The following is a 15,037-nucleotide window of genomic DNA, read 5'->3' on the forward strand; positions in this document are numbered from 1 at the left end:
ACAGCTGTTTTTGTGCATTTTTGCAAATGACTTATGCGCTAATTCTGATTGAGTAGATATTTTTACACATGCAAAATACGTTCATAGCTATAAAAAAATCACATAAAGAATCATCAAGGAGACATGCATGAAAAAAACCATCCTGGCCATGGGTGCGCTGGCGCTGGCCCTGTCTTTCAACGCTGCCCAGGCGCAGATTTCCGATGGCGTGGTCAAGATCGGCGTGCTGACGGATATGTCCGGGCCGTATTCGGCCATGGGCGGGCGCGGTTCCGTGGTCGCCAGCCAGATGGCGGCCGACGATTGCCTGAAAGCCGAATGCAAGGGCATGAAGATCGAGATCGTCTCGGCCGACCATTTGAACAAGGCCGATGTGGCCGCCTCCAAGGCGCGCGAATGGCTGGACCGCGACAAGGTTGACGCCATCGTCGACCTGACCAATTCCTCGGTGGCGCTGGCGGTGCAAAAGCTGATGAAAGAGAAGGGCGGCATCGCCATGTTCAGCGGCCCGGCGACGGCAAGACTGACCAATGAAGACTGTTCGCCGAACGGCTTTCACTGGATGTTCGACACCTATTCGCAGGCGGCCGGCACGGCGGCGGCACTGACCAAACTTGGGCAGAAATCGTGGTACTTCGTCACCGTCGATTACGCGTTCGGTCATTCGCTGGAAAAAGACGCCAGCGAGGTGGTCAGGCGCAATGGCGGCACGGTGCTGGGCGCCGTGCGCCACCCGCTGAACGCCTCCGATTTTTCTTCGTTCCTGGTGCAGGCGCAAGCCTCGAAGGCGCAGGTGATCGGCCTGGCCAATGGCGGGGCAGACACCGTGTCGGCCATCAAGCAGGCGCGCGAATTCCGCATCGGCAGCGGCAAGGACCAGCGCCTGGCCGCCTTGCTGGTGTTCCTGTCCGACGTGCACGCGCTGGGCCTGGAAACGGCCCAGGGCCTGGTATATGCCGATGGTTTTTACTGGAATTTTGACGACCGCAGCCGCGCCTTCGCCAAACGTTTCGAGGCGCTGAACAAGGGCGCCAAGCCGACCATGGTGCAGGCCGGCGTGTATTCCAGCGTCTACCACTACCTGAAATCGGTGGCGGCCGCCAGGAGCGACGACGCAAAAATCGTCGCCGACAAAATGCGCCAGTTGCCGATCCAGGACGCCGTCATGCACAACGCATCGATCCGCCCCGACGGCCGCGTCATCCACGACATGTACCTGGTGCAGGTGAAAACCCCGGCCGAATCGAAAGGCCCGTGGGATTACCTGAAAGTGCTGTCCACCATCCCGGCCGAGCAGGCGTTCAGGCCGATGGATGCGGCGGCTTGCAATTTGGTTAAGAAATAAGCAGCAGAGGGCCAGGGTCAGACCCGCCGGGTCTGACCCCAGTACTCGTTTGCTCAGTCCTACCCTATGAACATCGCATACCCGGAGTCGCCAACCATGCACCAAGCCCTCACCCAAGTCCCATCCATCCCCCTGCATATCGCCGGCAAACCGCACCCCTCCGCCAGCACCGACTGGCGCGACGTGCTCAATCCGGCCACGCAGGAGATCGTCGCCAGGGTGCCGTTTTCCACGCGCGCAGAGGTCGACCTGGCCGTCGCCACCGCCAAGGAGGCATTCAAGACCTGGCGCAATACGCCGCTGGCGGTCCGCATGCGCATCATGCTCAAATACCAGCAGTTGATACGCGACAATATCGGCGCACTGGCTGCACTGATTACGCGCGAACATGGCAAGACCTTGCCGGATGCGGAAGGGGAAGTGATGCGCGGCCTGGAAGTGGTGGAGCACGCGTGTTCGATCGCCACTTTGCAGCTGGGCGAGATCGCGGAAAACGCGGCCAACGGTGTCGATGTCTACAATATCTATCAGCCGCTGGGCGTGGGCGCCGGCATCACGGCCTTCAATTTCCCCGTCATGCTACCGTGCTTCATGTTCCCGATTGCTATCGCGTGCGGCAATACCTTCGTGCTGAAGCCGTCCGAGCAAGACCCATCGTCGACCATGTACCTGGTCGAACTGCTGTACCAGGCGGGCTTGCCGGCCGGCGTGCTCAACGTGGTGCATGGCGGTGCCGACGTCGTCAACCTGCTGTGCGACCATCCCGACATCAAGGCCGTCTCCTTTATTGGTTCCACCCACGTGGGCACGCATGTGTACCGCCGCGCCAGCGAGGCGGGCAAGCGTGCGCAGGCGATGATGGGGGCAAAAAACCATTGCGTGGTGCTGGCCGACGCGAACAAGGAACAGGCGATCAATAACCTGATCGGCGCCGCGTTTGGCGCGGCCGGCCAGCGCTGCATGGCCAATTCCGTGGTGGTGCTGGTGGGGGCGGCGCGCGCCTGGCTGCCGGAAATCGTCGCCCGTTCAAAAAAACTGAAAGTGGGGCCGGGCAGCGACCGCGAGGCCGACCTGGGGCCGATGGTGTCCAGGGCCGCCTTGCAGCGGGCGGAAAAACTGATACAGGCGGGTGTCGACGAAGGCGCGCAACTGCTGCTCGATGGCCGTGGCCACCAGGTGGCGGGCTACGAAGGCGGCAACTTCATGGGGCCGACGATTTTCTCCGGCGTGCAAGCCACGCATTCCATCTACACGCAGGAGATATTCGGCCCCGCCATGTGCGTGGTGGAGGCCGATACCCTCGATGAGGCGATTGCCTTCATCAACGCCAACCCGAACGGCAATGGCACCTCGATCTTTACGTCTTCCGGCTGGGCCGGGCGCAAATTCCAGAACGAGATCGACGTGGGCCAGGTGGGCATCAACGTGGCCATTCCCGTCCCCGTCGCCTACTTCAGTTTTACCGGTTCGCGCGCTTCGAAACTGGGCGACCTGGGCCCGAACGGCAAGCAGGCCCTGTACTTCTGGACCCAGACCAAGACCGTCACGGCCCGCTGGTTCGCGCCGGACGATGGCGGCAGCGGCGTGAACACGACGATCGCGATGAAGTAAGGGGGCGGTGAGCGGGCGGCAATTAAGGCTGTTTCGCCTGCAGCGCCGCCAGGTCGGACTGGGCTTTTTGCAGCTTGCCTTTGAGCTTGGCGATTTTCTTCGGCTCCTTGTTGGCTTCCTCGGCCAGGCGCAGCGAACGCTCCGTCTGGCTCACCTTGGCCTGCGCCTTGGCGATTCTTTGCTGGTGGCGCTGGCTCAGCGCGTCGTCGCGGCAATGGGCGTTGACTTCATCGAGCGCGCGCTGCAGGCCGGTGATCTTGTCGGCATAGCCCTTTTCTTTGGCCAGCCGCAGTTCGGTGCTGATGTTGTCGCGCTTGGCGGCGCAGCCGGTGAGCGGGGTGTCGGCGGCGGACGCGCCGGCACTGGCGCCGATGGCAAGTAACAGGGGCAGGGCAATGATGAATAAGCGCTTCATGGTCTTCCTCGGTCAATAAGTGGTCAATAAGTATATTGACACCAATGTAAGCATCGCAGCGCACCCTGTCAAATTTACCCTGCCGTGCAGTGCGGACCTGCGAGGCGTGGCATCGGCTGCCTTGTGGCGTGAAAAACCAAGGCAAGCGAAGGCCCCCTGATTTGGCGAGACGGCGCCGGGACGGCATGCTATGATATTTGTTATCGATAACAAATTAATGAGACAGTCGCCACCATGACCCCAGATTTTCGCTCCAAGCGCATGCTCGTCGAGCATATCGCCCACACCATGCGTTTTTATCACCCGCGCGCCATCGACCCCACCGGCGGCTTCTATCATTTCTTCCTCGACGACGGCAGCATCTACGACGAGCACACGCGCCACCTGGTCAGCAGCACGCGCTTCATCTTCAATTACGCCATGGCGTACCGCCAGTTCGGCGACGACGATTACCAGGCCGCGCTGCGCCATGGCGTGGCCTTTTTGCGCGAGGTGCACCGCGATCCGGCCACCGGCGGCTACGCCTGGCAACTGAAGTGGAAAGATGGTCTCAAGACGGTGGAAGATGGCGCCAACCACTGCTACGGCCTGGCCTTCGTGCTGCTGGCCTATGCGCATGCGCTTGCCGCCGGCATGCAGGAGGCACGGACCTACCTGGACGAAACCTTTGAATTGATGGAACAGCGTTTCTGGCTGCCCGAACATGGCCTGTATGCGGACGTGGCCAGCGCCGACTGGGCGACGTTGGACGGCTACCGGGGCCAGAACGCCAATATGCATGCCTGCGAAGCGATGCTGGCTGCGTTTGAAGCGACCGGCGAAGCGCGCTACCTGCACCGCGCCGAGACGCTGGCGCACAATATCACCGTGCGCCAGGCGGCCCTGGCCGACGGCATGATCTGGGAACACTACCGCCCTGACTGGTCCATCGACTGGGACTACAACCTGCACGACAAGAGCAATATCTTCCGTCCGTGGGGCTACCAGCCTGGCCACTTCACCGAGTGGGCCAAGCTGCTCTTGATCATGGAGCGCCACGCCAAGTTCATGGCGGGACCGTCGGACTGGCTGCTGCCGCGCGCGCGCCAGCTGTTCGACACGGCGCTGGCCAAGGCCTGGGATGGCCAGCATGGCGGCATCCATTACGGCTTCGGTCCGCAGGACGAAATCTGCGATGGCGACAAATACTTCTGGGTGCAGGCCGAGAGCTTCGCCGCCGCTGCCGTGCTGGCCGCGCGCACCGGTGAAGAGGGCTACTGGAAAAGCTACGACAAGATCTGGGACTATAGCTGGCAGCATTTCGTCGACCATGACCACGGCGCCTGGTACCGCATCCTGACGTCCGAGAATCAAAAAATCAGCGCCGAGAAAAGCCCGGCCGGCAAAGTCGATTACCACACCATGGGCGCCTGCTATGAAGTGCTCAATGTGCTCAATGTGATCGGCGGTGCAGCATGAGCGCGCAATTTCCCCGTTTTGTCTCGGCTGGCGAAGCCTTGACCGACATGCTGCGCACTAGCGCGGACCAGTGGAGCAGCCAGGTGGGCGGTTCGACCTGGAACGTGGCGCGCGTGATGGCGCGTCTGGGCGTGCCCAGCGCGTTTGCTGGCGCCGTCAGCCGTGACGTGTTTGGCGACGCGCTGGCGCAGGCAACCGAAGTGGCGGGTCTGGACATGCGCTTCCTGCAGCGTTATGCCAAATCCCCCTTGCTGGCGATCGTGCATGAACTGCATCCGCCCACGTATTACTTTATCGGCGACGACAGCGCCGACCTGCATTTCGATGCGGCGCAGCTGCCGCCCACCTGGCAGCAGCAGGCGCAATGGGTGCATTTCGGCGGCATCAGCCTGGCGCGCGAACCGCTGTGCAGCAAGCTGGTGGCGCTGGCCACCGAATTGAAGGCGGCCGGCGTGAAGATCAGTTATGACCCGAATTTCCGCGTCATGATGGATGAGCGCTATGACGCCACCTTGCGCCGCATGACCGAGCTGGCCGACGTGGTGAAGGTGTCCGATGAAGACCTGGAAGGCTTGTTCCGCCACGCCGATATCGATGCCGCGTTTGCCACCCTGCGCAGCTGGAACCCGCACGCCACGTATCTGTACACGCGCGGCGCGCAAGGTGCGGCCCTGTACCAGGGTGAACAATCGTGGCGCGCGGCGCCACCGGTGATCGAGGTGGTCGATTCGGTGGGCGCGGGCGACGCCAGCATCGGCGGCTTGCTGTACAGCCTGATGTACCGTCCTGACGTGGATGGCGGCCAGCACCTGCGCTTCGCCGTCGCCGCCGGTGCGGGCGCCTGCCTTGCCGCCGGCGGTTCGCCGCCATCGGTGGAACTGGTGGAAAAGCTGGTCGAGCGTACCGTACTGGCTTAATTGTTCGCCAGCAACTATTCCAGTCCGCGCGTGTCATGCTGCGGACTGGTTTCCCTTGGGCGAATTTCAGCAGGCTCAGTTTGCCTACCTTGCTATAAGTGAATGTCCTACATGGGCTTTGCTTGGCCGTGCCTACAATGTGAGTTCCGATACCCGCACGCGGTATCGTCCCCTCAAACCACATGGAGACACGAACATGGCCACCCAATCCCATCAGGCAGCGCCCGTTTCCCGAAAAAATCCCGGCATCCCCGAGATGGATGCGATCGAACTGCTCACGCAAGATCATCAACACGTGAAAGACTTGTTCGAGCAGTACGAGGCCTTGAGCGACCGGTCGCTGGCCAGCAAGCGCAAGCTGGCCTTGAAAATCTGCCTGGAACTGAGCAAGCATGCAACGGCGGAAGAAGAGATTTTTTATCCCGCCGTGCGCGAGGCGAACAAAAATAATGCAGACCTGATCGATGAAGCCGTCGTCGAGCACGCGTCCGCCAAGGAATTGATCGCGCAAATCGTCGCCATGCAGCCTGGCGAAGATTTATACGATGCCAAGGTCAAGGTGCTGTCCGAGCAGATTGAACACCATGTGCAGGAAGAGGAGCAGGACATGTTCCCGAAAGCGCGTGCCGCAAAACTTGATTTGCCGGACCTGGGCAGGCAGATTGCGGCGCGCAAGGCGGAAATCGATTTGCCGGAAATGCAAGCCTGAGCCAGTATTCCTTCGCCCACGTGGCGGCTATGTGGATCAGCGCACGGAGCGGGGCATGGGCCGGGACTACACTGCAAAGTCCTGGCCTGCCGCCGCCACCACGGAGTGTCCGATGAATGCCCCGCTTTCCGCTTCAGCGCTTGATCAGCTATGTGTCGACGCCTTGCGCTTTTTGGCGATCGACACCGTCCAGCAAGCCAATAGCGGCCATCCCGGCTTGCCGCTCGACGCCGCACCGATGGCGTATGTCCTGTGGACCCGCTTGCTCAAGCATGATCCGGATCACCCGCAATGGTTCGACCGCGACCGTTTCGTGCTGTCGGCCGGCCACGGTTCGGCCTTGCTCTACAGTCTGCTGCACCTGACCGGCTACGCGCTGCCGATGGCGCAGATGCGTCAGTTTCGCCAGTGGGGCAGCATCGCGCCTGGTCATCCCGAACGGGGGATGACTCCCGGCGTCGAACTGACGACCGGGCCGCTGGGCCAGGGTTTCGCCAACGGCGTGGGCATGGCCATGCTGGAAGCCCACCTGGCGGCCCGTTTCAACCGCGATGGCCATACGGTGATCGATCACCATACCTACGCGCTGGTCAGCGATGGCGACCTGATGGAGGGCGTGGCGGCCGAAGCAGCGTCGCTGGCCGGCCATCTGCAGCTCGGCAAGCTGATTTATCTGTACGACGACAATAACGTCACCCTGTCGGCCGGTACCGACATGACCTTCAGCGAAGACCGCGCCGCCCGTTTTGCCGCCTATGGCTGGCATACCTTGAGCGTGGCCGATGGCAATGACCTGCCAGCGCTGGAACAGGCGCTGCACGCCGCGCGCGCCGAAACCTTGCGTCCCTCGCTGATACTGGTGTCTACCCATCTCGGTTATGGCTCGCCCAGGCAGGACAGTTTCGAGGCCCACGGTTCGCCGCTGGGCGAAGAAAACGTGAAACTCACCAAGCGCAAGCTGGGCTGGCCCGAAGAGCCGCCATTTTATGTGCCCGATGCCGTGCGCACGCACTTTCTTGCGCTGGGTCAACGCGGCCGGCGGGAACACCTGGAATGGCAGCAGCGGCTGGACGCTTACGAGCGCGCCTATCCTGAGCTGGCGCTGGAATTGCGGCAGTTGATGCAGCCAGGCGGCTGCGCCTTGCCCGACGGCTGGGATGCCGGCATCCCCGTATTCCCGGCCGACGCCAAGGGCATGGCCACGCGCAGCGCTTCCGGCCTGGTGATGAATGGCATCGCCAAACACCTGCCGGCGCTGATCGGCGGCTCGGCCGACCTCGACCCATCGACTTATACGGCGCTGAAGGATACCGGCGACTTCCAGCCGCCAACCCTGGTTGCGCCCGATCGCCAGGGCGCCAATGGCGGCGACTGGAATTATGCTGGCCGCAACCTGCACTTCGGCGTGCGCGAACATGCGATGGCGGCGATTTCGAACGGCATCGCCGCGCATGGCGGCGCGATCCCGTTCTGCGCCACCTTTCTGATTTTTTCCGATTACATGCGCCCGTCGATGCGGCTGGCCGCGCTGATGGAACTGCGCGTAGTTTTCGTCTTTACCCATGACAGCATCGCGCTGGGCGAAGATGGTCCCACGCACCAGCCGATAGAGCAGCTGGCCAGCTTGCGCGCGATTCCAAACCTGATCGTGATACGGCCAGCCGACGCCAATGAAACGGCCCATGCCTGGCGAGTGGCGTTGCAATCGCGCAAGCAGCCGGTGGCGCTGGCTTTGACGCGCCAGCATCTGCCGACCCTGGACCGCAGCAAATACGCACCGGCGGAAGGCTTGCTGCGCGGCGCCTACGTGCTGTCTGCTGCGTCTGGCGGCGAGGCGCAGCTGCTGCTGGTCGCCAGCGGTTCGGAAGTACCGCTGGCGCTGGCCGTGCAAGAGGCGCTGTTGCAGCGCAAGGTGCAAGCCAGCGTGGTGTCGATGCCGAGCTGGGAATTGTTTGACGCGCAGCCGCAGGACTACCGCGACACGGTGCTGCCGCCCGCATTGACGGCGCGCCTGGCAATCGAGGCCGGTGTTGCGCAGGGCTGGCACCGTTATGTGGGCGACCATGGCGACGTGATGTCCATCGAGACCTTTGGCGCATCGGCCCCCGGCGATGTGCTGATGCAGCACTACGGCTACACGGTCGATAACGTTTGCCAGCGCGCGCTGGCCTTGCTGGGCGGCTGATCTGTTTAATCGACTATTTTCCGAGCTTGCTGCGTTTGCTATCGAGTACTGTCAATAAGGCGTGCCAGGAGGTGGCGAACGCTTCGGCGCCCTCATCCTGCAGTTGTTGTGCCAGCGCTTCCAGGTCGATGCCGGCCGCTTCGAAGGCAGCCAGGGTCTGCTCGGCATCGCCACCATCGGCCGGCATGCTGCCGCTGACCACGCCATGGTCGGCAAAGGCCAGCAGGGTTTTTTCCGGGATGGTGTTGATGGTGTTCGGTGCAGCCAGCGCCTGCAGATACAGGACGTCGGACGCGTTTTTATCCTTGGTGCCGGTCGATGCCCACAGCAAGCGCTGCGGCCGGGCTTCCAGCTCGGCCAGATAGCGCCAGCGTGGTGACGCCAGCAATTCCCGGTAGGCACGATAGGTACGGCGCGCAACGGCGATGCCGAGCCGGTTGCGCAGTTCCGCCGGCACTTTGTCAGCGACCGCCGCATCCCAGCGGCTGACGAACAGCGAGGCCACGCAAGCGATGGCGGGATCGAGTCCCGCCTCAAGACGGCGCTCGACGCCACGCAGATACGCTTCGGCAGCGGCCTGGTACTGCGCGCAGGAAAACAGCAGGGTGACATTGACGGGCACGCCGGCGAAGATCGATTCTTCGATTGCCACCAGGCCGGCTGGCGTGCCGGGAATCTTGATGAACAGGTTGGGCCGGTCCGCTTTTGCGTGCAGTTCGGCGGCGACGCGGATGGTGGCCTGCGCGTCGTGGGCCAGCAGCGGCGACACTTCCAGCGAGACCCAGCCGTCGGCGCCATCGCTGGCGTCGAAGTCGGGCCGGAACAGGTCGGCGGCGCGCCGCAGGTCGTCCAGCGCCAGGTCGAAAAACAGCGCTTCGCCCGATTGTGCATTGTTGTCAGCGATGGCCGCGTCATAGAATGTGGTATCGGCCAGCGCATGCTGGTAAATGGTGGGATTCGAAGTCAGGCCGGTAATGGCCAGTTCGCGCCGGTAGCGCGCCAGGGTGCCGTCGTCCAGCAGGCCGCGCGTGATATTGTCCAGCCACAGGCGCTGGCCCATTTCATGCAAATTGATCGCTGCGTTCATGGTGTTATCCTCCAGTCTTGCCTTGTTCCAGGTGGCCGCCGAAGCCCTGGCGCATGGCCGACAGCAGTTTGTCGGCATAGTCGGCCTGGCCGCGCGAGCCGAAGCGGGCAAACAGCGCCGCGCTCAGGATCGGCGCCGGCACGGCTTCATCGATGGCGGCGTTGAGGGTCCAGCGTCCTTCGCCGGAATCGGCGACACGGCCGGCATAACCTTCCAGCGCCGGATCGCGCAGCAGGGCGGCCGCCGCCAGGTCCAGCAGCCACGAACTGACCACGCTGCCGCGCCGCCACAGTTCCGCGATCTCGGGCAAGTCCAGCGTGTATTGGTAAAACTCGGGATGCTCGAGCGGCGCCGTCTCGGCATCGGCATGGGTGCTGTCGTGGTGCAGGCCGGCGTCGGCGTGGCGCAGGATATTGAAGCCTTCGGCAAAGGCGCCCATGATGCCGTACTCGATGCCGTTATGGACCATCTTGACGAAGTGGCCGGCGCCATGCGGGCCGCAATGCAGGAAGCCCTGTTCGGCGCCACCCGGGCTGCCTTCGCGCCTGCCTGGCGTGCGTGGCGCGGAAGCGCTGTCCGGCGCCAGGGTGGCGAATAGCGGTGTCAGGTGATCAACCACCTCCGCTTCGCCGCCGATCATCAGGCAATAGCCGCGCTTGAAACCGGCCACGCCGCCGCTGGTGCCGACGTCGACGTAGCGCAGCTGGCGGGAGCGTAATTCTGCTGCGCGGCGGATGTCGTCGCGATAGTAGGAGTTGCCGCCATCGATGATGATATCGCCGGGCGCCAGCAGCGGCGTCAACGACGCCAGCGCCGCATCGACTGCGCCGGCCGGCACCATCAGCCACAGCACGCGCGGCTGCACCAGCATGCCGATCAGTTCTTGCGGCGTGGCCGCCGTGCTGACGCCGGGGCCGGCGATGGCCGCCCGCGCTTCTGCGTGCGTATCGTAGGCCACGCATTCGTGGCCGCCCGCGCACAGGCGGCGCAGCATATTGGCGCCCATGCGCCCCAGACCTATCATTGCAAATTGCATGGTGAGTATCTCCGCGGCTGGCTGAAGAATTCACCATGCGCCCGATGGCCGTGGCGGTCTGTGCGCAGGCGCACGCATGGGGCAAATTTAGCGGGCGACACCTGACGAGGCGCGCACCATCAGCGTAAATTCCATCAGCTGGTGCGTGGCAGTTGCCGTTTCGCCGGCGCGGCGCTGGCGTATTTCATCGATCACCAGCTGCACGGCGGCGCGCGCCATGTCGGCGATCGGCTGGTGGATGGTGGTCAGTTCGGGCCAGACGGTGGTGGCCACGGGCGTGTTGTCGAAGCCGCACACGCTCAAATCCTGCGGCACCTGCAAGCCCATGCCGTGCGCCACGGCCAGGGTGGCGGCAGCCATGTCGTCATTGCTGGCGAAGATGGCCGTTGGCCGGGTGGACCCGTTGAGTAGCTCACGCGCCGCATCGAGCCCCGAACGGTAAGTAAAATAGCCTTGCGCCACGCGCTGCGGCGGCACGGCCAGGCCCGCAGCGCGCATGGCGTCTTCGAAGGCCTGGCGGCGCAGCAGCGCCGGCGTGTGGGCCGGATCGCCTTCGATAAAGCCGATGTCGCGGTGGCCCTGGGCGATCAGGTATTGCGTCATGGCCAGCGCGCCCTGGTAATCGTCGATGCGCACGGCGGACACGCCCGGTGCGGGGCGGGCGGTGGCTACGGCGATGGCCGGCACGCCCATCTGGTTCAGTTGCGCCAGCACTTCGGCCGAATCGCACAGCGGCGGCGGCACCAGGATGCCATCGACGCCCGCTTCGACCAGGCAGGCGATGGCGGTGCGCTGGCTGGCCAGGCCGTCGCAGCGCTCCAGCAGCAGCTGGCCGCCGCCCTGGCGGCACTGGTCCATGGCGCCGACCAGGAATTCGCTGAGAAAGGCGGCGCTGGGATTGCTGTATAACAGGCCGATGCGCAAGGTGCCCGTGCGGGCCGCCCTGGCTGCCAGGTTGGGCCGGTAGCGCAGCGCGGCGATCGCCGCTTCCACCTTGTCGCGCGTGAGGGCGCTGACGCTGGCGCGTCCATTGATCACGCGCGAGACCGTCATGGCCGACACGCCCGCCATGCGCGCCACGTCGTGCACGGTGGCGCCGCTGCCGGCGTCCGCGCGGGAGGGAGTGGGTTCGCTCATCTTATTCGAGGTGGCCGCCGAATTTCAGCTTGCCGCTGATGCGCATGCCATGCAGCTGGCCTTCTTCCAGCTGGGTGGCGCTGGTGCGCTGCGCCGTATCGCGCCGCGCCAGTCCCACCGACAGGATATCGAGCACCATCAATTGCAGCAGGCGCACGATCATCGGCACGAAGTTCAGATTGCCTTCCGGGTGGTTCAGGGTCAGCAGCACGTCGGCCAGCTTGGCCAGCGGCGAACCGCTGGCCGTAATCGCCAGGATGCTGGCGCCGCAGGATTGCGCCACTTTCACCGTGCGCAGCAGGTCGGGCAGGGCGCCCGAGCGCGAGATTACCAGCGCCACGTCGCCCGGCTTGAGCATGGCGGCGCTCATTTCCTGCGCCTGCTGGTCGGCAAAGAAGCTGCTGACGATGCCCAGGTTGAGCAGCTTTTGCTGCATGTCGTCGGCCACCACGCGCGCGCTGCCCACGGCCAGCAATTCCACGCGCTGCGCGCCGCGCAAGAGGTCGATGGCGGTGGTCAACGCCTTCACGTCGAGCATGTCGCGCAAGCCCAGCGCGGCCGAGGCGTTATTGCCCAGCACCTTGCGCGCCAGTTCGGCGTCGGAGTCCGAGATCTCCACGTGGCAGTGCGATACCGTGATGGCGCCGCCCGTCAGGCCCGACGCCAGCTTGAGCTTGAAATCGGCCAGGCCCTGCACCCCGATCGAACGGCAAAAACGCATCACGGTCGGCTGGCTGACGCCCACGCGCTGGGCGATTTCCGCGATCGGCAGTGTCAGCATGGCGTTCGGTTCCTTCAGCACCCAGTCGGCCACCTTGCATTCCGATGGGCTCATGCGCCCGCGCGCCTGGCGCACCGATTCCAGCACGGGCGAGCCGGAATTGGCGCGCTTGAGTTTTTGCGCCAGGATGGCGGCGATGCCGAGGAAAGTCGGTAGTTCGGCCGTGATCAGGAAAGTGGGGATTTGCGCCAGGTATTCGTTCAGCCGGCCTTTCTGTTCGAAGCGCGCGCGGAACTGCGACTGTTCGAACAAGGGGCCCAGGCGCGGCACGATGCCGCCGCCGATATAAATGCCGCCCAGCGCGCCCAGGGTCATGGCCACGTTGCCGGCGATGGAGCCGAGGATGGCGCAGAAGCAGTCCACCGCTTCCAGGCAGATGTCGCACTCGTTGCTCAGCGCGCGGCTGGTGATTTCAGCGGCGGGCAGCGGCTGTACGTCGTGCAGGCCGGCCCGTTCGGACAGGGCGCGGTAGATCAGTTCCAGGCCACGGCCTGAAGCTAAGCGTTCGGCCGAGACGTGCGGCAGTTCGCGCCAGGCATACGACAGCACATCCATCTCGCGCTGGTCGCAGGGCGCGAAGCTGACATGGCCGCCCTCGCTGCCCAGCGCGATCCAGCGGTCTTCGGCGGGGATCATGCCCGATACGCCCAGGCCCGTGCCCGAGCCGAGCAAGCCGATCACGCTGTCGGCGCGGGCCATGCCGCCGCCGATCTGCAGGCGCTGGTCGGCGCGCAGATAGGGCAGCGCCATCGCCAGCGCCGTGAAGTCGTTGACTACCAGCAGGGTGTCGAGGCCGAGCGCGGCGCGCATCGCTTCGATCGAGAAGAACCAGTGGTGGTTCATCATGCGGATCGTGTCGTCGTCGATCGGGTTGGCAATCGCGATGGCCGCGTGGCGCACGCGCGCCGAACCGGCGGCGCGCGCTTCGGCGCTCATCATATAGGCGTTGATGGCGTCCAGCAGCGAAGCGTAATCATCGCAGGGCAGCACGGCCACCGCTTCCAGGTGGCCCTGGCGCGTTTCGAGCACGAAGCGGGCATTGGTGCCGCCGATGTCGGCCAGCAGGCGCGGCCCGTCACTGAAGCGCTCTGACGGATCGCTGCCGCCTACCTCTATTTTTTCATCAATTCTCATGGCGTTGCTTTTGTCTCGTATGCGTGCGCTGTCGTTGCGGCGCAACTGTCGTTATCGGCGAAAACCAAGGATTCTAATGCGAATACGGCGGGCGTGCCAAAAAGAGCCCCTGTTTTCAAGCGTGCTGGCGACTTGTTTGCGAAGACGGGCGAAGCTGAAAAAAGGAAAAATCAAGGCACAAATAAAGTGTCGCAGAGTAGTCGTAGGATTACAACATAATATGTTGATATTTGTTCGTAGTATAGTTACTATGTCTCTGCTGGAAAGAATTCTGGCCAGTAAATTCGGCCACGAATTACTAGATAAAAAATAAATTACTGAGGAGACTTACCATGCTGCATCGCACCATGTTAAAGGCTGCATTGAAATCGCTGCCTGCTGCCATCGTTTTAGCCATCGCCAGCGGTTCCGCTGCTGCCGGCCCCATGTTCCCAAGTGACACCGAAGGTTTCCACGGCTACCTGCGCGCTGGCGCCGGCAGCTCGACCGCTGACGGCGGCGGCCCACAAAGCTGCTACGGCCTGGGCGGTAACACCATGAAATATCGCCTCGGCAATGAGTGCGATGCGTACACGGAATTCGGTTACACCAAAGCCATCGCCAAGTCCGGCGACGTCACCTACATGGCCACCTTGTGGGTCAACGCCTTTGCGCCTACGTCCGACTTCGGCGACCGCAAGGTCGGCATCGTCAAGGCCTACGTCGAAGCACAGGGACTCGATTTCCTCGCTGGCGGCACGGCCTGGGTCGGTAAACGTTTCTACTACCGTCCTGACATCCACATGCTGGACATGCAGTACATCAACATGAACGGTACCGGCGCCGGTCTGGACCGCATCGGCAATGTCGGCCCGGGTAAATTCTCGTATGCCTTCTTCAAGGATAACGACATCACCGTCACCGACCCGGTCACCAAAGTGGTCAGCACCCAGTCGGCCGTGCGCCAGAACTTCATCTACGGCGAAATTCCTGTGAACCAGGATGGCACGCTGGACCTCGCCGCGACCTACATCGTCGGCCAGGGCAAGAATAACGATAACCTGGGCGAGCGCCACAATGGCTGGCAATTGTCGGCCTTCCACCGCCAAGCCAAGGTCTTCGGCGGCGGCAACACCTTCGGCGTGCAATACGGCGTCGGTCCTGGCGTCGGCGGCGCCGGCAACGGCCAGATGGGCGCGTCGGGCAGCACCTTGTTCGGCTCGGACGTGAAACGTACGCGTGT

The 15,037-nt window shown here is 63.5% G+C and carries 12 protein-coding genes; 7 read left to right on the plus strand and 5 right to left on the minus strand.

All coding sequences use genetic code 11. From position 1 onward, the window contains the following. The first annotated feature begins 148 nt into the window (after positions 1-148). Both ACL9RI_RS24325 and ACL9RI_RS24330 read left to right on the plus strand, forming a co-directional pair. The gene (locus tag ACL9RI_RS24325; RefSeq protein WP_422729062.1) at positions 149-1,345 is read left to right on the plus strand and encodes an ABC transporter substrate-binding protein; all 1,197 of its coding nucleotides are present in this window, start codon (positions 149-151) and stop codon (positions 1,343-1,345) included. A gap of 96 nt (positions 1,346-1,441) precedes the next feature. Continuing rightward, the gene (locus ACL9RI_RS24330) at positions 1,442-2,956 is read left to right on the plus strand and encodes a CoA-acylating methylmalonate-semialdehyde dehydrogenase (RefSeq protein WP_422729050.1); all 1,515 of its coding nucleotides are present in this window, start codon (positions 1,442-1,444) and stop codon (positions 2,954-2,956) included. A 22-nt stretch (positions 2,957-2,978) separates the two neighbouring features. On the opposite strand, the gene ACL9RI_RS24335 is transcribed toward ACL9RI_RS24330, so the two are convergent. Further along, entirely contained in the window at positions 2,979-3,371 is a 393-nt protein-coding gene (locus ACL9RI_RS24335) for a DUF1090 domain-containing protein (protein ID WP_422729051.1), read from the minus strand. 234 nt (positions 3,372-3,605) lie between these two features. On the opposite strand from ACL9RI_RS24335, the gene ACL9RI_RS24340 reads away from it, so the two are divergent. The 4 genes from ACL9RI_RS24340 to tkt all read left to right on the plus strand — a co-directional run bounded on the left by ACL9RI_RS24340 (position 3,606) and on the right by tkt (position 8,640). Next, positions 3,606-4,829, plus strand: a complete 1,224-nt coding sequence (locus tag ACL9RI_RS24340; RefSeq protein WP_422729052.1) for an AGE family epimerase/isomerase — start codon at positions 3,606-3,608, stop codon at positions 4,827-4,829. Beyond that, positions 4,826-5,746, plus strand: a complete 921-nt coding sequence (locus ACL9RI_RS24345; RefSeq protein ID WP_422729053.1) for a carbohydrate kinase family protein — start codon at positions 4,826-4,828, stop codon at positions 5,744-5,746. Before ACL9RI_RS24340 ends, ACL9RI_RS24345 begins: the two co-directional genes overlap by 4 nt. Positions 5,747-6,002: 256 nt before the next feature. Beyond that, on the plus strand, positions 6,003-6,455 hold the full coding sequence (locus tag ACL9RI_RS24350; RefSeq protein WP_422729063.1) for a hemerythrin domain-containing protein: 453 nt from the start codon (positions 6,003-6,005) through the stop codon (positions 6,453-6,455). Positions 6,456-6,567: 112 nt separating this feature from the next. Continuing rightward, on the plus strand, positions 6,568-8,640 hold the full coding sequence (tkt, locus tag ACL9RI_RS24355) for a transketolase (RefSeq protein WP_422729054.1): 2,073 nt from the start codon (positions 6,568-6,570) through the stop codon (positions 8,638-8,640). Positions 8,641-8,653: 13 nt separating this feature from the next. Here tkt and tal read toward each other — a convergent pair whose 3' ends face one another. The 4 genes from tal to ACL9RI_RS24375 form a co-directional block, all read right to left on the minus strand. Continuing rightward, a complete protein-coding gene (gene tal / locus ACL9RI_RS24360; protein ID WP_422729055.1) occupies positions 8,654-9,727 on the minus strand; it encodes a transaldolase in 1,074 nt (357 codons plus the stop codon). A 4-nt stretch (positions 9,728-9,731) separates the two neighbouring features. Further along, a complete protein-coding gene (gene gnd, locus ACL9RI_RS24365) occupies positions 9,732-10,763 on the minus strand; it encodes a phosphogluconate dehydrogenase (NAD(+)-dependent, decarboxylating) (RefSeq protein ID WP_422729056.1) in 1,032 nt (343 codons plus the stop codon). A gap of 87 nt (positions 10,764-10,850) precedes the next feature. Continuing rightward, positions 10,851-11,900, minus strand: a complete 1,050-nt coding sequence (locus ACL9RI_RS24370; protein WP_422729057.1) for a LacI family DNA-binding transcriptional regulator — start codon at positions 11,898-11,900, stop codon at positions 10,851-10,853. A gap of 1 nt (position 11,901) precedes the next feature. Further along, complete coding sequence (locus ACL9RI_RS24375) at positions 11,902-13,815, minus strand: glucokinase (protein WP_422729058.1); 1,914 nt, start codon at positions 13,813-13,815, stop codon at positions 11,902-11,904. 332 nt (positions 13,816-14,147) lie between these two features. Here ACL9RI_RS24375 and ACL9RI_RS24380 point away from each other — a divergent pair. Further along, positions 14,148-15,037 (plus strand): carbohydrate porin (locus tag ACL9RI_RS24380; RefSeq protein ID WP_422729059.1); only part of this gene is annotated, 890 nt, incomplete at its 3' end.

This window comes from Janthinobacterium sp. Mn2066 (assembly GCF_049319705.1).
Taxonomy (GTDB): Bacteria; Pseudomonadota; Gammaproteobacteria; order Burkholderiales; family Burkholderiaceae_D; genus Janthinobacterium.